This window comes from Flavobacterium sp. HTF (assembly GCF_003105115.1).
Taxonomy (GTDB): Bacteria; Bacteroidota; Bacteroidia; order Flavobacteriales; family Flavobacteriaceae; genus Flavobacterium.
Genome location: NZ_QETH01000024.1, coordinates 13,555 through 37,486 on the forward strand (window position 1 = coordinate 13,555; position 23,932 = coordinate 37,486).

At 33.0% G+C, this 23,932-nt stretch carries 30 protein-coding genes; 5 read left to right on the plus strand and 25 right to left on the minus strand.

Going from position 1 to position 23,932, the window contains the following annotated elements; all coding sequences use genetic code 11:
* The first annotated feature begins 30 nt into the window (after positions 1-30).
* Complete coding sequence (locus DCO46_RS09600; protein WP_116752340.1) at positions 31-3,309, plus strand: SusC/RagA family TonB-linked outer membrane protein; 3,279 nt, start codon at positions 31-33, stop codon at positions 3,307-3,309.
* A 3-nt stretch (positions 3,310-3,312) separates the two neighbouring features.
* A complete protein-coding gene (locus DCO46_RS09605; RefSeq protein WP_116752341.1) occupies positions 3,313-5,085 on the plus strand; it encodes a RagB/SusD family nutrient uptake outer membrane protein in 1,773 nt (590 codons plus the stop codon).
* A 64-nt stretch (positions 5,086-5,149) separates the two neighbouring features.
* Here DCO46_RS09605 and DCO46_RS09610 read toward each other — a convergent pair whose 3' ends face one another.
* From DCO46_RS09610 to DCO46_RS22660, 15 genes are all read right to left on the minus strand, one after another.
* Positions 5,150-5,911, minus strand: a complete 762-nt coding sequence (locus DCO46_RS09610; RefSeq protein ID WP_116752342.1) for a porin family protein — start codon at positions 5,909-5,911, stop codon at positions 5,150-5,152.
* 10 nt (positions 5,912-5,921) lie between these two features.
* Positions 5,922-7,052: a hypothetical protein gene (locus DCO46_RS09615; RefSeq protein ID WP_116752343.1), complete on the minus strand. Its 1,131-nt coding sequence runs from the start codon at positions 7,050-7,052 to the stop codon at positions 5,922-5,924.
* Positions 7,053-7,362: 310 nt separating this feature from the next.
* The gene (locus DCO46_RS09620) at positions 7,363-7,572 is read right to left on the minus strand and encodes a hypothetical protein (protein WP_116752344.1); all 210 of its coding nucleotides are present in this window, start codon (positions 7,570-7,572) and stop codon (positions 7,363-7,365) included.
* A gap of 23 nt (positions 7,573-7,595) precedes the next feature.
* Positions 7,596-7,994, minus strand: a complete 399-nt coding sequence (locus DCO46_RS09625) for a hypothetical protein (protein ID WP_116752345.1) — start codon at positions 7,992-7,994, stop codon at positions 7,596-7,598.
* A gap of 57 nt (positions 7,995-8,051) precedes the next feature.
* Positions 8,052-9,116, minus strand: coding sequence for a type I restriction endonuclease (locus DCO46_RS09630; protein ID WP_116752346.1), 1,065 nt, complete (start codon positions 9,114-9,116; stop codon positions 8,052-8,054).
* A gap of 175 nt (positions 9,117-9,291) precedes the next feature.
* Positions 9,292-10,191, minus strand: a complete 900-nt coding sequence (locus DCO46_RS09635; protein WP_116752347.1) for a hypothetical protein — start codon at positions 10,189-10,191, stop codon at positions 9,292-9,294.
* A 4-nt stretch (positions 10,192-10,195) separates the two neighbouring features.
* Positions 10,196-11,461 carry an ABC transporter permease gene (locus DCO46_RS09640; RefSeq protein WP_116752348.1) on the minus strand — a complete coding sequence of 422 codons (1,266 nt, stop codon included), beginning with the start codon at positions 11,459-11,461 and terminating at the stop codon, positions 10,196-10,198.
* Positions 11,462-11,464: 3 nt separating this feature from the next.
* A complete protein-coding gene (locus DCO46_RS09645; RefSeq protein ID WP_116752349.1) occupies positions 11,465-11,860 on the minus strand; it encodes a hypothetical protein in 396 nt (131 codons plus the stop codon).
* Positions 11,861-11,871: 11 nt separating this feature from the next.
* Entirely contained in the window at positions 11,872-12,132 is a 261-nt protein-coding gene (locus tag DCO46_RS09650; protein WP_243416286.1) for an excalibur calcium-binding domain-containing protein, read from the minus strand.
* Complete coding sequence (locus tag DCO46_RS23425) at positions 12,129-12,350, minus strand: DUF4236 domain-containing protein (protein WP_116752350.1); 222 nt, start codon at positions 12,348-12,350, stop codon at positions 12,129-12,131. Before DCO46_RS23425 ends, DCO46_RS09650 begins: the two co-directional genes overlap by 4 nt.
* 7 nt (positions 12,351-12,357) lie before the next feature.
* A complete protein-coding gene (locus DCO46_RS09660; protein ID WP_116752351.1) occupies positions 12,358-12,648 on the minus strand; it encodes a DUF3892 domain-containing protein in 291 nt (96 codons plus the stop codon).
* A 22-nt stretch (positions 12,649-12,670) separates the two neighbouring features.
* On the minus strand, positions 12,671-13,081 hold the full coding sequence (locus DCO46_RS09665; protein ID WP_116752352.1) for an FxLYD domain-containing protein: 411 nt from the start codon (positions 13,079-13,081) through the stop codon (positions 12,671-12,673).
* Positions 13,082-13,669: 588 nt separating this feature from the next.
* Positions 13,670-14,338 carry a response regulator transcription factor gene (locus DCO46_RS09675; RefSeq protein WP_116752353.1) on the minus strand — a complete coding sequence of 223 codons (669 nt, stop codon included), beginning with the start codon at positions 14,336-14,338 and terminating at the stop codon, positions 13,670-13,672.
* Positions 14,339-14,350: 12 nt separating this feature from the next.
* Complete coding sequence (locus DCO46_RS09680; RefSeq protein ID WP_116752354.1) at positions 14,351-16,069, minus strand: tetratricopeptide repeat-containing sensor histidine kinase; 1,719 nt, start codon at positions 16,067-16,069, stop codon at positions 14,351-14,353.
* Between the two features lie 51 nt (positions 16,070-16,120).
* Positions 16,121-16,258, minus strand: coding sequence for a hypothetical protein (locus DCO46_RS22660; protein ID WP_165828899.1), 138 nt, complete (start codon positions 16,256-16,258; stop codon positions 16,121-16,123).
* 416 nt (positions 16,259-16,674) lie between these two features.
* Here DCO46_RS22660 and DCO46_RS09685 point away from each other — a divergent pair, with 416 nt between their 5' ends.
* Positions 16,675-17,589 carry a hypothetical protein gene (locus DCO46_RS09685; RefSeq protein ID WP_116752355.1) on the plus strand — a complete coding sequence of 305 codons (915 nt, stop codon included), beginning with the start codon at positions 16,675-16,677 and terminating at the stop codon, positions 17,587-17,589.
* 62 nt (positions 17,590-17,651) lie between these two features.
* Here DCO46_RS09685 and DCO46_RS09690 read toward each other — a convergent pair whose 3' ends face one another.
* The 5 genes from DCO46_RS09690 to DCO46_RS09710 form a co-directional block, all read right to left on the minus strand.
* Positions 17,652-17,936: a hypothetical protein gene (locus DCO46_RS09690; protein ID WP_116752356.1), complete on the minus strand. Its 285-nt coding sequence runs from the start codon at positions 17,934-17,936 to the stop codon at positions 17,652-17,654.
* Positions 17,937-17,968: 32 nt separating this feature from the next.
* Positions 17,969-18,229 (minus strand): hypothetical protein, encoded by a 261-nt coding sequence (locus DCO46_RS09695; RefSeq protein ID WP_207784959.1) that lies wholly within the window; start codon positions 18,227-18,229, stop codon positions 17,969-17,971.
* Positions 18,230-18,290: 61 nt separating this feature from the next.
* Positions 18,291-18,518, minus strand: coding sequence for a hypothetical protein (locus DCO46_RS09700; RefSeq protein ID WP_116752357.1), 228 nt, complete (start codon positions 18,516-18,518; stop codon positions 18,291-18,293).
* 29 nt (positions 18,519-18,547) lie between these two features.
* Positions 18,548-18,775: a hypothetical protein gene (locus tag DCO46_RS09705; RefSeq protein ID WP_116752358.1), complete on the minus strand. Its 228-nt coding sequence runs from the start codon at positions 18,773-18,775 to the stop codon at positions 18,548-18,550.
* A 327-nt stretch (positions 18,776-19,102) separates the two neighbouring features.
* Positions 19,103-19,948 carry an SDR family oxidoreductase gene (locus tag DCO46_RS09710; protein ID WP_116752359.1) on the minus strand — a complete coding sequence of 282 codons (846 nt, stop codon included), beginning with the start codon at positions 19,946-19,948 and terminating at the stop codon, positions 19,103-19,105.
* Positions 19,949-20,181: 233 nt separating this feature from the next.
* On the opposite strand from DCO46_RS09710, the gene DCO46_RS09715 reads away from it, so the two are divergent.
* A complete protein-coding gene (locus DCO46_RS09715) occupies positions 20,182-20,550 on the plus strand; it encodes an STAS/SEC14 domain-containing protein (protein WP_116752360.1) in 369 nt (122 codons plus the stop codon).
* Between the two features lie 90 nt (positions 20,551-20,640).
* On the opposite strand, the gene DCO46_RS09720 is transcribed toward DCO46_RS09715, so the two are convergent.
* Positions 20,641-20,922, minus strand: a complete 282-nt coding sequence (locus DCO46_RS09720) for a PrgI family protein (protein ID WP_116752361.1) — start codon at positions 20,920-20,922, stop codon at positions 20,641-20,643.
* Between the two features lie 88 nt (positions 20,923-21,010).
* On the minus strand, positions 21,011-21,205 hold the full coding sequence (locus DCO46_RS09725) for a hypothetical protein (RefSeq protein WP_116752362.1): 195 nt from the start codon (positions 21,203-21,205) through the stop codon (positions 21,011-21,013).
* Positions 21,206-21,636: 431 nt separating this feature from the next.
* On the opposite strand from DCO46_RS09725, the gene DCO46_RS09730 reads away from it, so the two are divergent.
* Positions 21,637-22,101, plus strand: a complete 465-nt coding sequence (locus DCO46_RS09730; RefSeq protein ID WP_116752363.1) for a response regulator — start codon at positions 21,637-21,639, stop codon at positions 22,099-22,101.
* Positions 22,102-22,383: 282 nt separating this feature from the next.
* Here DCO46_RS09730 and DCO46_RS09735 read toward each other — a convergent pair whose 3' ends face one another.
* The 3 genes from DCO46_RS09735 to DCO46_RS09745 are packed head-to-tail and all read right to left on the minus strand — an operon-like array spanning position 22,384 to position 23,651.
* A complete protein-coding gene (locus tag DCO46_RS09735; RefSeq protein ID WP_116752364.1) occupies positions 22,384-22,785 on the minus strand; it encodes a hypothetical protein in 402 nt (133 codons plus the stop codon).
* Between the two features lie 32 nt (positions 22,786-22,817).
* A complete protein-coding gene (locus DCO46_RS09740; RefSeq protein ID WP_116752365.1) occupies positions 22,818-23,294 on the minus strand; it encodes a hypothetical protein in 477 nt (158 codons plus the stop codon).
* A gap of 6 nt (positions 23,295-23,300) precedes the next feature.
* Positions 23,301-23,651 (minus strand): hypothetical protein, encoded by a 351-nt coding sequence (locus DCO46_RS09745; protein ID WP_116752366.1) that lies wholly within the window; start codon positions 23,649-23,651, stop codon positions 23,301-23,303.
* Positions 23,652-23,932 lie beyond the last annotated feature (281 nt).

Here is a 23,932-nt window from a genome sequence, read left to right on the forward strand (position 1 = left end):
TTAAGTATCGAAAAACCAATAACTTAAATCATGTATTTTAAACTTACCAATTTAAATCTAAAAAGTATCCTCTTTTTAGCCCTGACATTACTGTCGTTTCAAAGCGGTTTCAGTACAAACAATTTTGTTAAAAATTCAAAAGTAGAAAATAAAATAGAAAAAGCAACTTTAGTTTCTATTTTTTCAAAATTGAGCAAACAGACCGATTACAAATTCAGCTACGGACAAGCTATTATTTCTGATAATACAGCTTATACTGTAAATTACAGTAATGAATCTGTTGCTTTAATTTTAAGTGACCTTTCTAAAAAAGCTAATTTCAATTACAACATCAACGGGAAATTAGTTTTAATACAAAAAACGACTACAGTAAAAACTTCAAAAGCAGAAGCAAAAATTACGGTAAAAGGAAAAATTATTGACGAAAACGGAGTGCCAATTCCGGGTGTAACCGTTTTAGAAGCCAATACAAAAAATACTGCTGTTACTAATTTTGACGGAGAATTTGAACTTTCTGTAAATGAAGGGACAACTCTTGAAGTTTCTTATTTAGGTTATAAAACCAAAACGTTGGCAGCGCAAAAGAGTTTTATGACGATTCAGCTGGAGCCAAATACTTCTGAATTGAGCGAGGTGCTGATTGTTGGTTACGGAAAACAATCTAAAAAAGATGTTACCGGAGCAGTTACACAATTAGAAGCGGGTAATTTTAAGCAAGGGGTAAATGTTTCTGTAGATAATTTAATTCAGGGAAAAGTTGCGGGTGTACGTGTAGTTAACACAAGTGGTGAGCCCGGAGCAGGAGTAAACGTTACCATTAGAGGGGTTGGTTCTATCAGAAGCGGTAGTACACCTTTATTTGTTGTAGACGGAATGCCATTGACAAATGATGATGTGAGTCCAACCGGAAGTAATGTCGGATTTGGAAATTCATCTGCAAAAAATCCGTTAAACTTTTTAAATACAAGTGATATCGAATCGATTACAGTTCTTAAAGATGCTTCTGCAGCTGCCATTTACGGTGCAAGAGGATCAAACGGGGTTGTTTTGGTTACGACTAAAAAAGGTTCAAAAGGAGAAGGAACACTGACTCTTGATTCTTATATGGGAATTTCAAAAGTAGCTAAAAAATTAGATGTTTTAAGTGCATCTGAATACAGAGGAGCGATTAAAGATCCTGCTTTTGATCACGGTGGAAACACAGACTGGCAGGACGTAATTTACAGAAGTGCTATTACTACAAATAATGCACTGTCTTTTGCAAAACAAACAGAAACAGGAAATTATTATGCATCTCTTGCACAAATGGATCAGGAAGGAATTATCCGTAACAGTAATTTCAAACGTCTTTCGGGTAGAATTAATGCTGCCGAATCATTTTTAGATAATAAACGTTTAAAATTAAAAATGAACCTGACTGCAAGTGAAACTAAAGATGATGGTGTTCCTACAAGTGATGACGGTGGTTCTAACGGACAATTAATTGTTCATACCTTAATGGCAAACCCGACAAGATCTGTTTTTGATGCAGATGGAAAATATACGAATTTCAACATGAACGCTCATTATAATCCGGCTTACTTATTAAGCATTTATGAGGATCAGACACGTACGTTGAGAGTTTTAGGAAATTTAGAGGCTTCTTTCAGAATTATTGACGGATTGGAATATAAATTAAACGTTGGTATCGACCGTTCTTCTGCAGAAAGAAATACGACTATTTATCCAAACCTTACCGATTTGAATCCAAAAGGAAAATATGTTCAAAATAATTTAGATTCTAAGAACTCTTTGATTGAGCATTATCTGACTTATAACTTATTACTGGACAAACATAAATTTGAGGTTTTGGGAGGTTTCTCATATCAAAAATTTGAAAAATCAGGAACAAGTTTCAGTATTGACGGAATTTCTGCTCAGGGAGTTGGTATAAAACCATCAATTAATCCGGGATTTGCAGGACTACAATCAGGAACTACAGGTTATGCCCAGGAAAATGAATTGCAATCGTATTTTGGAAGATTGAATTATTCATTTAATGAAAAATATCTTTTAACGGCTTCAATGAGAGCTGACGGTTCGACTCGTTTTGGTGATAATAACAAATACGGTTACTTTCCTTCATTTGCTTTGGGATGGAATATTTCTAAAGAAAGTTTCTTACAGGATTCAGCCGCTATCAATAACTTAAAACTTAGAGCGAGCTGGGGACAAACAGGAAACCAGGAAGTTCAGAACAAACTTACTAAGGCAAGTTATTCTTTGTCAGGCCCGGACGGATATTACTTATATGATGATTTAAATCTGGTAAACGGAGTTTCTGTAACCAGAACAGCAAATCCTGATTTGAAATGGGAAGTGGTTACGCAATACAATTTAGGTCTTGATTTCAATTTATGGAATGACAAATTGTACGGAACTCTTGATTATTTCAACAAAACAACAACAGATGCGATTTTGAATGTTCCTTCAAGTCCTTTAAAACCAACTACAACGGTATGGACAAATATTGACGGAAAAATCGTTAACAAAGGTTTTGAGTTTATGTTAGGTTCAAAAATAATTGACACTAAAGATTTTAGCTGGAATGTTGATGTGAACGGAGCCACATTAAGCAATAAAATTGAAGATTTACCGGTTTCAGAAATCTTAACAGGAACTATTTCAGGACCTGGACAATCGGGAGTAAATGCGAACATTTACAAAAGTGGTTACGCAGCAGGTTCATTTTATTTACTGGAACATACCGGATTTGATGCTAAAGGCGGTAATGTTTTTAAAGATCAAAACGGAGACGGTAAAATTGATAACAGCGACAGAGTGATTATCGAAGGAGCTTTGCCAACTTTTTACTACGGTTTTAATAGCGATATGAGATACAAAAACTTTAGTTTTTCATTCTCAATCATTGGACAGACAGGAGGTTATTTGTTAAACAATACAGGATTGAATGCATTAAACATCAATAACCTGGCTTCTGACAGAAACGTTGCAACAGGTTACTATGAGTCTGGTGCAAATCCTGCAAACTCACCAATTTTATCTACGCTTTTCTTAGAAAAGTCTGATTTTATCAGATTGAATGCAGCTCGTATTGGTTACAATTTTGATTTAAAAAATCTGAGCTGGATCAACGGATTAACACTTTACGTAACAGGAAATAACCTGATTACCATCACGAACTATACAGGGTATGATCCGTTAATCAACAGTCCGAAATCAAACGGAGGAAACCAATCTATCGGTATAGATTACGCTGCTTACCCAACTTCGAGAACGTTCAGTTTTGGAGCAACTTTAAAATTATAAATCATGAAAACAAAGACATTTTTTAGCCTGAAAATTATAACTATATTCTCTTTTCTTTTTCTTTTAAGCAGCTGTACAGACCTTGATGAAGCTGTGCTTGATGAAAAATTGGGAACTGATGCAACAGATCCTGCAGGTTCGCTTGCTGCAGCTTATGACAGACTTGGAGACGGAACTTTTACAGATCACGGAGCCGTTTTTGCCATGCAGGAATACACTACAGACGAAGCTATTTTGCCAACCCGAGGAAGTGACTGGGGTGATGGTGGAAAATGGAGAGATATGCATGAATTTACATGGAGTTCAAGTAATGCCATTGTAGTAGGTAACTGGGATTTACTGACAAACGGAATTACACGTTCTTTAACCGCAATTAAGTCATCAGAAGAAAATTCTTTTCCTGAAAAGGCATTATTTTTGGCAGAAGCAAAAGCTCTTTTAGCCTACTATACATATACTACATTAGATCTTTACGGGCAGGCACCGTTTAGAGATCCATTAAATGTAGATGCACCGATACAAATTTTAAAAGCAGATACTCAAATTGATCAGTTAATTAAAGATGTTGAGGCTATATTACCTGATTTGGCTGATATTGGTTCCCAGAGAACCCACCACGGAAGATTCACCAAACAAGCCGGTTATGCTTTTTTAGCTACGATGTATTTAAATCGTGCCGTATTTAAAGACCGTTACAATGCCTCATCAAATTTCAATTTTAATGAAGCAGCGGTATCAGGAACAGGAACAGATATGGATCGTGTTATTTATTACACATCACTATTGATCGACTCAGGGAAATTTAGTTTAGAAAGTGATTATTTCAAAAACTTTGCAAGAGATAACGATAATGGTTCAGAGCTTATTTTTGCGATTTCTCAAAAAATAGATTACATCAGAAACGGTTCTAACAGTTTTGCTTACGTGTGTATGGAGCGTAACCAGAGAACATCTGCTGCAAACAGAGGAACAAACGCTTCCTGTACAACTCCGGAATTTTATAATTCATGGGATAATAACCATGATGATCCAAGATTTCAACAACATTATCAATATGCAGACGGTACATGGTTTATGAACGATGGTACAGATGTAAGTGTTCCGGCAACAGATATTGTACCTAAAAGCAGCCCTGCGACGCCTTGGTTCCATTTTAACAGAGGAATCCAGGCCGGGCCTCAGTATGGTCCTGTATTATTGACTTCTGCTGCTTTTGAAATGGTAGGTAACCGTATCAAAGTTTCGCCATTGGTTATGGAAAAAAGTACTACTACGAAAATGAATTTTACGCCAACACTGACATTTGCTGATCCTACTAAATCTGTTTTTGCCCAAAACGAAATCAATCAGGGAGCCCGCGTATTTAAATATGAATTTGATCCTGAAGGAGGAAACGGTAACAGTAATGTTGATATTCCGTTGTTCCGTTTAGGAGGAATGTATGCGATGAGAGCTGAAGCTCTTTACAGAAAAGGAAGTGCAGGTCTGGCTATGGACGATTTAAACAAATTACGCACCAGCAGAAAAAGAGAATCTTTGTATGCAAATGCACCGGGAAAACCACTTACTGCTGCTTTAGATGCAGTACAATTATATAAAGAATTAGGTTTCGAATTATACTGGGAATTACAAAGAAGACCGGAAAGTATCCGTTTTGGAAAATTTGATTTAGCCGGAACTGCAAAAGCAGCTACAGAACCATTTAGAAGAGTATTTCCAATTCCGCAAACAGTAATAGATCAGAAATTATTTAAACAAAATGAAGGCTACAATTAAGTTTTTTTTGTGTTAGTTTATTTTAAGTCAAAAGCCTGTCCGTTCATTTGGGCAGGCTTTTATATTATTTCGGAATTTCAGGGGGAATAACTTTGTATTTTTCTTCCTCTTCTTCGGCTCTTTTTTGGGCGGCTTTTCCTTTTCCGATGGGTATTCCCGCGGTAACATACAACGATCTGTTATATTGATTGGGACTTGCATCTCCTTTCATCAGCGGCACTAATCCGTAGTAGTACTGAACCGTTATATTCAGACCGTTTCCGACATTCATGTGATAACCTGCGCCCAGAGCAACACCGGCATCAATAACATGCAGCTTGTCTCTGATATCGTATTTATAAATAACATCTTCCTTATTATATTCATTTTTAAATTTATCAAAAGCCTTGGCCAGCAATCCCAATTGTGGCCCCGCTTTTAGATATATATTGTTTTTGAACTGGTATTTGATGAGTATCGGGACGTTAAAATAACGGATTTCGCGGTCAACGCTTCCTCCGGCAAATGTGTTATCCAAATTTTCGTCATTTAGAGAATAAACAGGCAATCCGTGAGCTCCCATGGGCGATTTTACAATAACTCCGGTATTGATCATCCACGCCGGATTTTTTTTTGATTTTATATCGAAATAAAACCCAAGATTAAAACCAGGTTCAGTTCCCGAACTCTCTAAATTAGAAATGGTGGAGAAATTAAGTCCGCCATCTAAACCAAATTCCAAAAAAGGCGAATTAAGTTTATCTCCAAAAATAAGGGAAATCAAAACTTGTGACTGGGCAGTAGCGATGCAAAAAAAAGCACTAAGTAAAAATAAACCTTTTTTCATGTTGATGAAATTAGAGTCCAAAACGATATTGAAGACCGCCCAATACTTGTGTACGGCTGCCCAAAAAACCTGCCTCAACCCTAAACATAATATGTTTATTGTACTGAAACTGGGATCCAACAATAAAATTCCACATATCTTTTGGGGCTTTCTGAAGTGAATATTGTATGGTCGAAGACCCAGACCCGGCAGTACTTAAAGCTCCGTCTAAGGATGTTAAAATGTTTCCGGCACTTTCGAGCGCCCTGTTTGCTGTATTGTGTTTGGCATTATTAACAGGATTTGCCTGTTGTGCAGGAGTTAGCGAATTCCACCAGGTATCTACTTTTGTCTGGTTTTCGGCTACTTTTTCAAAACCATTATCTACTTTTTGCTGAGCACTGTCCAATTCCAAAACATCCGATAAATTGATGTTTCCGTCTGTGTCCCCACCGATATGAACCCTAAAGCCTCCAACCCAGACCGCAATGTTTTGTTCCGGCTTATTGAATTTAAAAGTTTTACCCAATCTTGGTCCAAAAATATAAGAGAAAGCCGGTTTGTCTAACGAACTCACATCGCTCCACGACATATTCATATCCAGGGCAAACCACCCGCCGCCAATACCAATAGTGGGCGTCAGGCCAAGACCGACTGTTGTTACTTCAAAATTTGCTTTTGTACTGAAACTGGCAATTTCCGACCAGTTATTGTCAGCATCCGGTACCCAGATTCCTGCATTTATTTTGGTTGTAGATTTACCTTTGCCAAAAATTCCGTAGATATTTAAAAAAGGCAGTAACCATACATCCGGCCGAATAGTAAGTGCACCGGCCTCCACAGAAGATTTGTCAAAGCGTACAATTTCATCCAGGTTAAATTTCTGGCCATTATTAAAACCAACTTCCAGATCACTTATTACAATTTCAGAATCCTGCCAGAAATAATTAACCGAAATCCCGGCAGAATAGGGGAGTTTAAATCCTTTTTGGGCTACTTTTTCTCCCCAAATTGGTAATGCATAAGGATATTTTTCAACTTTAAGACTGTCTTTGAGTATCTTATTTTTTTCTCCAACTATTTTTTCGGAATAGACCTGTCCGAAACTTTGAATGCTAAAAAATAATAATAATATGGCTGATATTACTGTACTACATTTCATTGGCTAGTGTTTTTAAAATTAATTAATTAAACTGCGTTGAATAAATATGTATTAGACGTAATCTGGCATTTATTTTTTTAGAAGAGAGAGTATAGAGAACATTTTACCGAAGGCGTAGAATAAAATATGCGGTAATTAGTATTAAAGTTAAGAAAAATTTCATTCAAAAAAACCGATTTTTAGAATAATTGTTTTTTCATGATATTGATAATGAATGATGTATGGATGTTTTAAAATTAAAAAGGACAAAAGAAATACATTCCTTTGTCCTGATAATTATTCTTTAAAGTTGAAATTTCATATAAAAAAATCAATCTTCCCAGCCACATAAAGTCAAACCATAACCTTGTGCCTGAGAAAGTGACACTTTGGTTAATTCATGCCGACAGGCGGTTAAGCCACGGCAATATTCTTTATAATGATATTTTTTTGCACCTGTAGGACCACAGATATATACTTTAGTTTCCGGTGGGCGAAAAGAGCTGAGGAATATAAATAGTAGGATTAAAATATATTTCATTGCATGAGATTTAGGTTAAGATTTTAGGGGACTATTAAATTGTATTCATTTCCATTTGTGTCTATTGCTTTTAGTTTTCCTTGTGCAATCCATTGTGTTTTGATTTCAATATTTTTAACAGTGTCAAGTAATATCCCGGCACCAAATTTTCCCTGCACATTAATATTTCCGAAAACAGAATCTCCTTTGCTGTCAATTCCTTTTACATCATAATTATACTCATAATGCCCCGAATTGCCCGTTCGGTACTCATATTGATACCCAGTATCTACATGATACGTTTTTGCTTCTTCGGGTGTAATCGTTTTGCGGTCATCGGCAGTAATAACTTCTTTGTAAAAAGTGTTTATTTTTGGCTGTGGTAATTCTTTTGTACAGCCTGTTATTACTAATAGAAAAACAAGGAGTAATTTTTTAATCATAATTTCATCTGTTCAGGTTATAAATATATAGTTCCATTTTATTGAATGTAAGCGTATTTATACCTGAATTTGACCTTCATAAATATCAACTGTGTCTAGTAGTTCCTTCTCAAATTGATAAATATCATCAATTGATGAAATTGCGGTTTTGGTCTCATTTTTATTATCATTAAAAAGGCTGATGTATTTTTTTCCTCCGTTTAAGTGTAATCTGCAGAGTGGTTTACGATTATTATCATCTAACAAAATTCCGAAGTAAGATTGTGTATCACGATGTACAATTCTTTTAATTGGAATTTTTCTTCTCAAAATCGCAACAATAATTCTGTAGCCTTCTAATTCTTCTTCGGTTGTTACCACTTTGTTTTCATCTTCAACAGACAGAATTTCCTCATCTTGCTGTTTAATAGTTTCTTTGGTAAGAGCTGCATTCAGCCGGTCATTGATTCTATCGTTAATATATTGACTAACTGATTTCTGTACCAAATCTTTAAATTCATCAACTACTTTTTCGGTAAGCCTGCCCGTGTAAACTTTATTTGCAAAAAGCTTTGTAAAATCGCTGGACGGGTTTTCAAGTTCATCGTTAATTTGCTTTTTTATTTCTTTAATATATTTTAATGAACTGGCATTGCTGACAATATTGTCAACATTAAAATTAGATTTATGAAACTTTGTAATTTCACTAATCGTATTTTCTTTGAGATTGGTAATGTCGAATTCAAGAAATGGTTTTTCATCCATTTTATTCTGAGCATCCAAATCAGTAAAGAATTGATAATTAATACCATTTGTCAAAAGGGCGAATCGTGTTTTGGTAACATGAAAGTATCTGAATAATTGAGAGTTATGAACCGTAAGTTTTTCTTTCCATCCTTTACACTCCACTATGATAATTGGTTCGCCATTCTGGAATATAGCATAATCTACTTTTTCTCCTTTTTTTAAGCCCAAATCGGCTGTAAATTCCGGAACAACTTCAAGAGGATTAAAAGCATCATATCCTAAGACATGAATAAATGGTAATACAAAAGCATGTTTGGTAGACTCTTCCGTTTCAATTTTGCTTTTAAGCTGATTAATCTTATCAGCTAATGATTTAAGTTGAATATTAATTTCCATTGGTTTTGTAGTTTTAAAATTATTTATTCAAATGTAAATCCAATCAAAACCAATACTTTACGGTAATCCGTAAATCGAAATTTATTTTAAAAGCAGAACGGCTTGTAAATAGAAAAAGAGGATTTTATAAATCCTCTTTGTGAATCAATATTTATTCTTTTACAATTCTATTAAATTATGGATTCTTTGATATAAAATCTTTTATAATTTTCTCCATGTTAGATGGCAAATCAGCATTTTTAATCTCAAAACGTTTTACTTTCATTTCTGTAAACCATTTTGTCCAATACGCTTTTATTACTTTTTCTTCGTAAGGATTATTTCGATTAGGATTAATTCCCAGAACAATTACTTCGAGATCAGATAATTCATTACCGGCTTTTATAAATCCGAAGTCCTGCTCCTGAAACTTTTTTTGCCAGTTTTGTGTATTCAAACCGTTTTTTCGAATTAATTCTGGTGTGATATAAGTAGTTCTGTTAGCTTCTTTTACAACGGTATTTTCATAAAACATATAGCCATCAGTCAGTATGACCAAAATATTTCTTCTTCCGTTTTCAATGCATTGATCTTTTACTTTAGTATCAAAAAAATTCCAAATATCAGAGCCGATAAAATTATCATCTTTTATAGCCGATTCATATATTTTAGAGGTTTGGGAAGCATAATTTGAGTTCAGCGAATTCAATAATTCTTTTGAGGCATTATTTTTATCAATTGAAATTTTCAACTTTTCAGAAATCGAATTAATTTCCGGATCTTGAGGTTCCGGATTAAAGAATAACTGCATTTTATCATCAATTTGCCTGATTCGTTTTGACTTTAAATGCTCAGTAAAGGCTTCAGAAACGGATTTTATATAACCCAAATCTCTTTGGTAATATTCCATTGTTGGATTTGGATTTTTTTTGAGACTAATCCTGTCCGATAAATCCAGTAGAATACTAATGTTATAATTTTCGGCAATGGGATTTTTTGTAACGACTTCTTTTTCTTCATTTTTAGGTTCTTCTTTGCATGAAAAAAATAAAATCAGTAATAATGACATTACCATTTTTAGTAAAGTGTTTTTCATAATATTAGTTTTTAAAATATACTAAATGTTGAAAATCAGGATCAACTAAATTTAATCTGCCAAGATGTTCTTCAGATAAATCTTCACATCCTTCAAGTAATTCTACTTTTTCTTTATGAGGTAAAGCAATTTCAGTGTTGATAGCCTGAAACCAGCCTTCTTTATATTGATGATGATAATGAAGATATTCTTTTACAGGAAAAACAAAGCCATCGATTTTCAGTTGAAGTTCTGATATTTTACCGTTTATAGTTACAATTTGCCCTTTAAAATCATTAGCCTTATTGATATAATCGGTTTTTAATTTTTCTAAATCAAGAAGATTTTCTTTTTTGCCTCTTATAAAAGCCCTGATTTTATCAATGTTTTCAAACTCTTTCATGACAAAATCAAAAACTAGTCCCCAGATGATATACACTACAAATCCGGCAAAAATGATCATCCAAAACTCCGCTTCACCTAAAGCTATATTTAAATTATAAGGAGCTGAATCTGTCGTTTTATTGAACTCATATATTTTTTTCTCAATTTGATAAGCCAGTAATGCATCAAACAAAAACGTGGTTACAAAAAGGGCAATCATCCTGAAAATATTTTTTAAACCTTTTCCTTTCTGCACCATGTGAATGACGTAACCTAACCCCATAAATACAAATGGAATGGTAACCACTAATACACCTTCTAACCAGCTTGCTTTAAAAGAATTGTTTAATGCATCAGCATCAAAAATCGCTGCTGTGAGGCTATCGTTTGCAAACTCTTTAAAAAAGGCAGAATAGGATGCAGAAATATAGAAAACCAGGACGTATAATGTTATGGGCAAAAGCAGAAATAAACCGATATAAAATTGGGCTTTTAATCCCTTTCCATCCTCAATTCCGTACTTGTCGGGATTTCGTTTTACTTCGATAATTTCATTTTTTATCTGATCAATATTATCATTTAGGTCTTGTTCCTTTTTTTCATAAATACCAATGGCAGCTTCCGATTTTTTTAGTTCTGTCCTGTTTTTTTCCTGCTCTTCGCGATAAGGTTGCTTCAGTCGGTCCTGTTCCTGTTTTTGTTTTCGGCATTGGTCTTCAAAGCTCATATACAGATTTTGCAGGCATGCTTTTAAGACAATTGGTTTTCCGGTAGCTTTTACAGATGCAGCAAAGCCACTTTGATAATAAGTGATTCTTATTTGTTCTCTGTCTTCTTCGTTTTCATCAAAATTTTTAAGAGGAGAATCTTCTTTTTTTAAACTAAATAATTGTGTAAGTGATTTCATAACTTAAGAATTTAATTGATTTATGATTTCTTCTTTTTGAATATTTTTCTGGACACAATCAATGAGATAATCTGATAGTTCATTAATGTTTTCATCCAGAAAATTAAATTTTCTGCAATACTTTTTAAGCATGTTTAGTTCATCTTCGGTAATCTTTCCATCGGCCCAAATGATTCGCGTAAAATCATATAAATATTCAATTCTCGTGTTAAGATCTTCAGGGATAATTAATTCAGTATTTATCGGATTGAGAAAAAGTTTATCAAGTTCCTCTCTTGGAATTCCTCTTTCGTCTGCAAAATGGTAGAGCATCTGAAGCTCTAAAACATCAAATTGATCATCGGATAATGCCATTTGATATAATCTCAGAAAATGGCTTTTTAGTTCTATTGTTATCATTGTTAAGATATTTATTTAGATAGATTTTCACATGCAATTCCGTCTCCGTCCGAATCCAGGTTTTTATAACAACTTTTGTTGCTGTCATAAGCAGATTGTGCCTGACTCTGAGATTTAAAATCACCACAGGTTTTTGTTGGGCAATTTGAACTCGATGATATATCAGCTGAATCTGATGATTCAGAGCAGGATATTATTAAACCCAATAATAATATTGCTAAAAAAAATGCAGTATATTTTATTCTATTGTTCATGATTATTAATGTTTTCATATAATGTAAATTAGAAATGTTATAAGTCCTGTGAATGCAAATAATATAATGCAGCCACTATTTTGATATCGTAATCCGTTAATTGGTGTTTTAACAGAATAACCACTTTTACTAAATGTTCCCATTTTGGTTCTTAAACTTGGAGAGATTCCGGATTTGCTTAAATTTAAGCCTAATCCTCCTCCAAGTTTTATCCTTTTTTGAAATCGAAAGCCCATGATTACACTATTTGCATTCAGGTAATTCTAGTAAATTATTTTTTTCAGTAGTATCTGCTTCTGTTTTTAAATATTTATTCCCAGTCGAAGTTTTTGCAATTATTACATTTACTTTTTGGCCATAAATATTATTTACATAAAATGTCCATTTATCATTTTCAATAGCTTCTATAGCTTCTGCTAAAGATAATCTCCAAATTGTTCCATTATTGTTTATTCCTCCAATACGCAAAATGCGCTCATGTATATTATATCTATCAGATTTATTAATACATTTAATTTCATGTGATGTTGCCATTTTTTTTGATTTTAGTTATTGTTTAATTTAATATAGTTTCAATTTCAACTTCATAATTTTCACAGTTTTGGATATCAAGCCCCATAACATCTACCGTTTTTTCAGCACCAGCCGCAAAATTTGCAGCATTACCAATTCCTGTTCCAACGATATTTCCTTCTTTATCGTAGAAGGTTGCTTTTAAATCAAGATAAGTGATCAATTCATTTGTATTATTTCTAAGACGGCAATGAATTGTATAAGAACTTAGAGTAGGTTCAAATTTTGCAGACTGCTTTATTATTTCAACATCAGGTTTTGAACTTTCACTATCAGTTACTCCGGTAGAATTCCTTTTATAATTACTTTTCTTATCATCTCCACTTTCAAAGGCAATGAAGACAAAACCTGCAAGAACTAATGCAGAAAATAAATGTTGTACTTTTCTTTTCATAAGTGTTTTAAATTTATAGTTATTGATTTTTGGTAAATTAAAAAAGGTAAAAGAGTTCCTAGGAGATACATTACTAAATCCGATAAATCAAAAGTGCCTGGAACTAATTTTATTATTTGCCCTAATTCGGACGTAATTGAGATTATTGGAATACTAAAAATCCAAAATAGATTTTCATGTTTGATTTCATTTCTCCACAGGAATAAAACAAGGCTGACATAAGAAAATAACCATAAGCCATCTGGTAGTGAATATAAAATGATGTTTGGAAGACTGTCTGCGTAATAAATCGTAAAACGTCTAAGTTTGATTATTGTATTTAAGAGGTTCAATTTTTCGAACCAAATAAACATTTTTAGATTTGAGCTTCGAAATAGAATATATATCAGACTTCCACAGCATAATGTACAGATATGTCCGATATATAATTGGTTAACTTTCATTTGTTTGAATTTTAATAATCCAAACTTAACCCTATTTAAAATCAGTATTTTACGGAAAACCGTAAGCAGCATCATATTATAATTTAGGCAATAAAAAAGCCCTTTAAAAAGGGCTTAGCAATGAAATTAAATAAGTAAATGCGTTTTATATAATACCCAAATCCTTGGCAATAGAAACAAGATGAGCTGGATTGTTTGCTTTAAAATAATCTTTAAGTTTAGCAATACGTTTCTCAATTGTGCTTTTGCTGTTTGGAGTAATTCCTTTTTCTTTAAAAGTAGCTTCCATGCTTTCCTGCGGAACACCAAAAGAAAGATGTCGTATCAGTTCGATATCGTATTTATCAATTTCGATAACAGCTTTGTCATGTAATAAATGCTGTAACTCCTGAGAAATATTTTTTTCCTCGTTTCTGTAGGCTTTTTCAATTGCCTTTCTGAGGTCATAAATACTCGTACGGCCTTTCATTACATAACCATTAATACTGAACTCGTCAAACAGAGATTTTATACGAAATGCTCTGTCCTCAATTGAAAAAACAATAATCTTAATTTCCGGATACAATTTTTTTACGGCAGCGATAAGTTCTTCCCCCGAATTGAGTTTGTTTTCTCTATGATCGGCTTTGAACGATAAATCAGAAATCAATAATTCATAAGGCTGATTTTCTAAATGTGCTTTTTTTAATTTTAATAAAGCATCATCACAATATTTTGAATACTCTATTTCAGGAACTTCAAGATCATTTAAAACCTGAACAGCGGCAATATCATTAAAATCAATGTCATCTACAATTAAAACTTTTTTAAACATAAAGTATAGTTATTATTTAGGAAATAAGATTTTAGCTTTGAAACCTTTACCGGTTCCAATGTCAAAAGTAATAGTTCCTTTTATTGTTTTAATACGGTTTTCCGCATTGTAAAGACCATTTTTTAGTACTAATTTATCTTCAATTCCAATTCCGTTATCAGAGTACTTGATTTGGATATTATTTTCGATTACATCAAAATCAATCACAACAAAACTAGCCTGGCTATACTTCTTCATATTGACCATGAGTTCATGCAATACCCTTTGCAGTGCAATCTTTTTTTCGGGCTGTATGTTTGTCCAGTCAATCGTATTTCCTTTTTTTATAATGATTTCGGTTGTATCACTTTTATAGCTTGTCAATAACTCTTTCAGATTATTTTCATAATTCTCTCCGGTATCAATGATGCTGTTTTCTTTAGAAATATTTCGCGCATTTGCATAAATTTTCTCAAGATTATCCAATAAAACTATTTTTTTGTCCGGGACTTTCAGATCCTGAGTTTCGGCAAAAGTCATGGTATGAAATACGTCATTTGCCAATTCGTCATGCAGTTTTTTTGAAATACGGATTTCAGATTCATACACGGCTTTTGTTTTTTCGCGTTTTCCTTTATTGGTAAGGTAAAAATATAGAAAGAACAAGAATCCGACACCTACAATAATTACCACTAAGTAAATTAAGTTTTGACTTTTTTGTCGCTCTAATAGTAAGTCATTTTCTGCTTTCTGCGCTTTTAATATCAAATTTTCTTCACGGTCTTTTTTTGAATCATATTTTATTTTGGCAAACTGATTTTTTGCTTTTTGCCGGGTTCTGATTATGCTGTCATTAATCTTTAAATAAAGAGAAGTTGTTTCTTTTAATTCTTTTCCTTCTGAGGTTTGAATCAATAGTTTTAAAGATGCCAGCCGGTCATCGACATTATTTACTTCAGAAGCTTTTGAGTAAGCATCACTGGCGTATTGTTTTGCAAGTTTTTTATTTGTTTCAGTATAAACTTCTGAAAAATGCATTAAGCTTGAAGTAATTCCAAAATTATCTTTTATCTCTCGTCGTATTTTTAAAGATTGGTTTAAGTAATCTAATGCCTTAGGATTTTTCAGTTTATAGTAGCAAAATCCTATATTGTCTAAGACACGTGCGTTATTTTCAGGATTATCTGCAAGTTTTTTTGTTTCCAAGGAAAGAAGAATTTTTAAAGCCCGCTCATAGGAGCGCCTCTCAATATGTACAACTGCAATATTATTTTTTATGATAGTTTTTTGCAGGTCATCTTCAGAAAATCGGTAGGCAAGATTGTAATAATGAATAGCATTATTGAAGTCAAATGTGTTTTTATAATTAATACCTAAAATATTGTAGACAGCCACTCTGTAATAAGAATTAGTGTTTGTCTGAAAGAAAGGAATTGCTTCTGTAGCACTAGTTTCACTTCCGGAATAATCACCCTGAATTTGTTGTGTCACAGACATTTTAAGCAAAGAATAGATAATCTTTTCATTTTCATTTGGTTTACATTCCAATCTGGATTTATTATAAAAATAAAAAGCACTGTCATAAACCTGTTTTTCAAAGTATTTATCGGCCATGGCTAAATAATTACTGTAGTCTGATTTTTTTGTTTTTTCCTCAGAATGATAAGGTTCTTTTTTAGTGCAGGATGAGATGCTTATCAGGCAAATAAGCAAAAAAATAAAAATCGGGAAATGGACTTTTAAGAGTTTCATTTCCCGAAATTATGAAATTAATTAATTGGACTGTTACCAATCATAAATTAATTATGGTTTTGGAGGAGGAATAGGGGTTTGCCCACTTTGCCCACCACCGGTATCACCTGGATAATCTGCATATGATGGAATTTTAGATTTGTTATCTGTTGTATCTTCTTCATCATTTGTACAAGATACGAACGCCATACAGGCTACTACTAAACACGATAATATAAAAACTTTTTTCATTTTACTTCTTTGTTAAAAATTTGGAATAGATCAGCCTGTTCGATATTTGAAATCGAAATTTTTCTTGCTGATTTTCAGACCGCACCTTGCGGCTGTTGTTGATTTTTGTTGGGAAGTCAAGTGCGTAGAACAGTAAGATTTAATCTATACTTCCCGGGATAAACACCGTCTTACGGTTTTCCACACTTGTATTTGAACTAGTTTTGTACATTTGTTCTTATCGCGAAATCGAACAGTAACTAATTTTGATATGGCAAAGATGCGACGAGTATTAGTCAGTGTTTATACGGAATTCCAGGAATTCCCATTAAATATTTAGAAATCCGAACAAGTACTGAAAACACCTTGAAAATCCTGCAAAATCCGAAAAGCTTATGCTAAACAATACTAGAGAAGATTACAAAGAAGCTATAAGAATTAAATTTGAGAAAGAAAAAAACGGTTCTAATTCCAATTTTTTTAACCCACCCTCGCAAGCAAATTTGAGAGATTTATGCTGGAAAATTTTCACATCGGATCCTAGTAGTGATGATTTAAAAGTATATTATGATTTTTTTAAATCTAAATTTGATTCAAATAATGAAGATACTTCTACTGTTCATACAGATAAGTTTAAAAAAGTTGGGGATTTTTTGAAACGAAAAAAAGAGCCATTAAAATTTGATACTGTAAACCTTGCTGCTATTTTGGTAGATTTCAAATTAAGACCTTATAAGCAATTTTTTGAAAAAGGAGGTATTGTAGAGGAACAACAATTTGATAATTCACCTGATAGAGAAATTACTGAGAAAGACAAAAAAAATCAGCAATCCAATGGATATTCACCCAATTATGATGAACAAAAGTCAAAATCAAAAAAGGCACAATTCAAAAATAAGTTTTATGGAAGGCTATTTAAAAGGTCAAAACGAACAATAGTTGCTACAATATTTCTTTTTGGTTTAATTGGATCAGTAATATGTTTTACTGTATTTAAAAAACACTGCATGCAATGGTCTGATGATCATTATGAAATTGTTGATTGTGGTAAACCAATTAAAGGAAATTTGAATGAAGTTATCCAAATAGATGACAATCTTTTAAGTTTAAGAAAAATACCAGTTTGCGATACTTCAAGATGCTTTAAACCAGATGGTGAGGCAATTGTTTGGTACACTAAGAGCAATAAAAAAGTTGATTTCTTTAATTCATATGGAAATGGGAAGCATCCTGAAAACAAAAGTGCAATGAGACCGATTTCAAATCACATTTTTAAGACATACAAGAAAAAGGATTGCGCTTCAAAATAAAAGGCATAAAAAAAGGGAAAATAAGTTTTATTATTTTCCCTTGATCGTATTTTAAATTAATCTTATTTTTTTAGTGGCGGTAGATTAATAGGGTCATCACCTGGTCCTTCTACAATCGACGCCTGTTTTTTTGGTGGAGGTACTATAATTGGAGCATCTCCGGGGCCTTTTGACACAACAGATTGTTTTTTGGGAGGTGGCGGTGGAATAATAGGATCATCGCCAGGTCCGTCAACGATTGCTTGTGTTTTGCTTGTTTCCTCAATTGTCTGATTCTCGTCAGTAGTACAGGAAAAGGATGTAATGCTAAGTATTGCAAAACTTCCAAAAAGTAATATTTTTTTCATTAGTTATTATTTACAACAATTTATAGTTTTAGTTAATTTTCTAATGGAGGTGGAGGAACCTTAATAGGAAGATCACCAGGCCCATCTGCAAAAACTGTTAGTTTCTTTGGTGGTGGAGGTGGTACAGTAATTGGATCATCATCTGGTCCCTGAGCAGAAACTGCTTTTCTCGGCGGCGGTAATACTATGACAGGCTGATCCCCAGGTCCAGTTAAATTAGTTTGTATTTTACCTGCGTTCTCATTTTCCTGATTCTCGTCAGTAGTACAGGAAAAGGATGTAATGCTAAGCATTGCAATACTCCCAAAAAGTAATATTTTTTTCATTATACTTAAAAATGGTTTATAATTTAAATTAGTTTTTGGTTGGCGGTGGCGGCGGTACTGTAATTGGATCATCTCCGGGACCTTCAACAACTTTTGCCTGTTTTTTTGTTGGAGGCGGAGGAACTATTATAGGTTGATCTCCAGGTCCGGTTAGACTAGTGCCCATATTTGCAGTTTCCTGATTATCATCAGTTGTACAAGAAAAAAATGTTATGCTAAATATTGCAACACATCCAAAAAGTAATAATTTTTTCATTAGTTATATTTTAGAAAGGGTTAATAATTTTATTTAGGTTTTGGAGGTGGCGGAACCGGGATAGTAGCATCTCCGGGGCCCTTCGACACAACGGAGTGTTTTTTGATTGGAGGTGGAGGTACTATAATTGGAGAATCTCCGGGGCCGTTTGCTTGTATTCCTGTTCTGTTTGCGGCTGATTTTCCGGTTTCGGCATCATCAGTGGTACAGGAAAGAAAAGCAGTAGAAATTATTCCTAATAAGAGTAATTTTTTCATTCAGATACGAATTAGAGTTAGGTAAAATATTTGTTTTTGAGTCGTGATTATTAATGAAGGCTGTAAATAATATATAATAAAAGAGTTACAACTTCTTTAACAAATTAATGAATTTTACTCTAAAATAACTAATAATCAAATTATTTTTAGCAATATTAATATTACTAATATGCTTTTGTAATAATAATGGAATTGACATGAAATTATTGGTCATTAATCATATTTATAATCAAAAAAGCGGATATACTTTGATAAAAGTATATCCGCTTTTTTTTAAGATTTATAAAAAACAATTCGTGAAAATTCGTGGCAAACGCATTTTAAATATTACCCCACAATTTCCCCGCCATTAATATGAATAAATTGTCCGGTGATATAACTACTGTCTTCGCAGGCAAGAAAAACATAGGCGGGTGCTACTTCTGAGGGCTGTCCGGCTCTTCCCATCGGATTGTCTTTTCCAAAATCTGAAAGTTTGTCAAAACTAGCCACAATCAAAGGTGTCCATATCGGGCCTGGTGCTACGCCGTTTACCCTGATTTTTTTTGGTGCCAGCATTGCTGATAAAGATCGGGTGTAACTGACAATGGCGCCTTTTGTACTGGCATAATCTACCAGATGTTCGCTTCCTCGATAGGCTGTAACGGAACTTGTATTGATAATGGTATCTCCTTCGGTCATAAAAGGCAGGGCTGCTTTTGTGATATAGAAATAAGGATAAATGTTGGTTTCGAAAGTTTTCTGTAGCTGTGCTGCCGTTATCTTTTCCAGTTCTTTTTGCGGAAATTGTATGGCAGCATTATTTACCACAATATTGATTTTTTTAAATGTTGAGTGGCATTTTTTTATTGCAGATTTACAGAATTTCTCATCTTTTAAATCCCCGCTTATAATCAGGCACTGCTGTCCTTCTTTTTCAATCAGTCTTCTGGTTTCAAGGGCATCTTTATCTTCTTTTAAATATACAATTGCAACATTGGCACCTTCTCTGGCAAAATGAACGGCAACACTGCGGCCAATACCGCTGTCTCCACCAGTTATAAAGGCTACTTTACCTAAAAGTTTTCCGCTTCCTCCATAATTTTCACGAATAATTTCAGGCTGTGGATTCATTTGAAATTCGTTACCGGGCAGTTGCTGTTTTTGTTCGGGAAATTTCTTTGGCTTTTCCATTTTACTTCAGTTAATTCATTAATACATTTAAAATTACCTGAATTCTGTTTAAGATATTGACTGGATAAAACGAAAGATTAACGTTATAGAAACTTTTATTAATAGAGATTCTGTAAGATTATATTGAGATAATATAATGGAAAAAAAATTGTTTCTTTTTATTTTTATTCTAAATTTCCGATGGTGTGACCCGGAATTCTCAAAATGAATTTCAATAATTAATTTTTAAAAAAATGATACATCAAATCGATACAACAGATAATATTGTTGCTTTCAGAGCATTAGCAGAAGTGACAAAAGAAGACTTTCAGAGTGTAGTGGTTCCGGCGGTAGAAAAACTGGTAAAACAAATGAATGAAATCAATTTTTTATTGGTTTTGGACACTGATATAGAGAATTTTACAGCCGGCGCATGGCTGCAGGATGCGATGCTGGGGCTTAAGCATCTGGGAAAGTGGAACAGAGCTGCCATAGTTTCTGATTCTGAAGAAATCATATCCTTTACAAATGGGTTTAGCTATGTTGTGCCAGGTGAATTTAAAGGTTTTAAAAAAGAGGCTTTCAACAAAGCACTTAACTGGGTTGAAGGTAATATCAATTAGAAATAGCTTTGCGCTAAAATACCATTCCCATTCCTAAATAAAAAAAGCACTTCAGATGAAGTGCTTTTTTTTATTTGGTGCATTACTTAATTAACCTTCGTAAAAGTTTCCTGTAATGTCTGTACTTTTATTGACATTCTCTGATTTTTTGGCTTTAAATTTTTTGTAGCATGCAGACGTAAGTAATGGTAACGCCAGTCCTGCAAGAAGGTTTCCTGCTTTACGATGGCCTGTTTTTTTTAATACAGCACCAATGATTAATGTACTCACTCCGGCGCAGGCTAAATGTTTTGCAGATATTTTAGGATTATTGTTTTCTAATAAACCGGCCGCTGCGTTTCCAATTAATAATGGATTAATGAAATTTGACATATCTTTTATTTTTTTAAATTAAACGTATTAAAATCTGGTTCTGTTCAGATTATTTTTAAATGAAATCTAAAAAGACTTCTATAGGTCTCTAATTATCCTCTGGTTTACCTGAGTCAGTTTTTTGTTCTTTATCCTTATCCTTTTTGGAAATACGATTTGGACTGTCATCTATAAACTCTTCTGCAGTCTGAGAATTATTATTAAGTTTTGAATTATGAAGGTTTTCTATGGTGTCTTTTTCCGGACAATTGTCATTGTCTGGATCATAATTTTTTTCTGCCATTCTTTTGATTTTAAAAATTATAATTTGTGGACTCTTTAATATTAGCAGAGCCTTTTTTGTGAATCATCAGCAGTACTTTCTGTACCGGAAGCGTCTTTAACAATTACTGTCTTGCCATAATCTGCAATTGATTTTTGTTTTTCATGGCAATGATTTTATTGTTTTCTCATTTTTACAAAATTAAATCATTTCGTTTAATTTTTGCTTATAGAATTTAAATATCTAATTATATAATTTTAAGGATATAGTAAACCTATTGAAATAATTCGTAAATTTAGAAGTAATAGTCCTACAATAAAATTATATAATTTTTCAAAAAAAATAGTATAAAAAATTTCTCTTAAAAATTAGAATATTTGATTTGGATATTGCTGTGTTCAGTAATATTAGTACTACTCGTTGCTTTATTTTATAACTAAAAATAGCCTGGTATGAATAAAAATGGACCTATTGTGCTTATAGAAAATAATCAGGGGGATCGGAAATTATTTATGGAAATTTTCTCTGAATTGGGGATTTTAAACAAAGTTCTTTATTTTAATACAGCAAATGATGCATATAGCTATATAACTTTAGAAAAAACGAAAGTCTTTTTAATACTTTCAGACATTGCGTTGCTCAATATGAATGATGAACAAATTGTACAGGTTACATACAAAAAACTGAGTATGGAACTCCATTGTCCCTGCTTATTTTTTACGACTACTTTTAATCAGTGTTTTGTGATCGACCTTTATTCGGTACCTACCCACAGTTATGTCATTAAACCTTATGATTATGATAAATTTAAAGAAATTATAAATACGGTAATTGAGTATTGGTCGGATATTAAGTCTATTGAAGATTATAGAAGTGATCCGTTAAAGAGAAACAATATTCAGAATAATTTAAACTAAAAAAACGGCACCCGGAAGGATGCCGTTTTGTAATTAAATGTTAGTCAATTTCAATTGAATCTTTATGCTTGGTTACAATTGTTAACTCTCTATCTCTTCTTAAATTTTCGTCATCACAATGATCTGAACATTTAATACTCAGAATCGCAACAATAATAACAAAAAGAACAATTTTAGAGTTAAGATGCTTCTTATTAGTTGATTAATGGGTTAATTATAAAAAATAAAACAGTTTAAAAACTGGATTTACATAATTTTAAAATATTTTTACATAATTTCCATCTAATCATTATGATTTTCAATTTGTTTTTCCTCAGATTCAATTTTCTTTATTTCAACTTTCTCTTTTTTTATGGCCTGTCTCAATAACCCGAAAAGGCTCATGTAGATATTGGCAACAAACACAAGAGAAAATAAAGCGATTAAATAACCCCTCCAATCATCTAACAATAGTTTGTAATCACAAAGAATTATAAAAATGATCGTAATGTAATGACTAAAGCAATATTCGCATGTAAACAGGTAGAAAAATTTTCGGGTCACGATAAATCTGCCGTTTTGCGAACGCCTGACACACCATTCGTGAGGCTCCCTGAAAATCTCTTCATGAGTTACAGTCCAGCTAATGCAGGAAATTGGAATTGCTAATACAAAAAGCCATACAATTTGAGTTGCGATAGTCATAAAATCATTGTTTTAAACCGGAATATATTTAGTTATTCTCTTGGATGATTTTCCGGGAAATGTTCTGCATCAAAATCGTCCAGTTCCTCGTCTTCATCCAAGTCTTCATCAGGATTATCATTATCTAAATCAGGATCATAATCTTCATTTAAATCATCTTCTTCGCCGTCGTTTGTAATCGCATCATCCTCATTGATAACTCTTTCCTCATTCGGAATATTCTCAGCTTTCACGTCAGTGTTGCTCTCAAAATCAACCGGATGTTTTGGGTCATCAATAAATTCTTCCTGATGTTGATACGGATCCTCATCACGCGCATAATTATCATTGTCGACAAGGGTGTTTTGTTCGTAATGATCAGGATCGCTTTCGCCAAATTCCCGTTCGTCATGTTTTTTCAAATCTTGTTTGTATTGGTCTTCATTAGAAAGAGTTCCGTCAACAAGTGTATTTTGTTCGATATAATCAGGATCGTGCTGACCATAATCAGGGTTTTGATACTTTTCCATACTATTTTATTTTTTATGATTGTTATCCAAATCGCCGTCTTTTTCTAAATAATCAATGTTGTTTTGATTAAAATTATCATCAAGATCGTTTGGCTGCTCATTAATAATATTCCCATCCTTGTCTAATACGGTTTCTTCGTTTGGGATATTTTCATTTCTGTTATAATCGTTTGTTTCATGGTTGACATCGTTCAGGTCATCTTCTTTATACTGCATGTCATCCTTATTTTCCGTATCATATTGATCGTTGTCAAACAAATTTTCTACAGAAGCATCTCTTTTTTTGTCCGTAAGGTCAGCTTCATCATGATGAAAATTACGTTCGACCTGACCATAATTTTTATTATCGTTTTTCATAACTATTCGTTTTAAAATTCACTTTTAGTTTATACCAGGCGATATTTATATTTTAATGTCTCTTACAAATTTACCTCCGGACGTATCATTTTGCTTTACACAAAATTGCGTTGAGATTCTATAATTATCAGTTTTAAATGGATGTGTCCAAATTTTAAGAACAGAAAACTTATTATTTCGGTTTTTATAAGAAAATGATTGAAAATGTTAATTTTTTGTATTGAAAATCAAAGCTTTAAATATTGTAAGCTTTGATAAGAATCATGTAAGCCGTTCTGTTT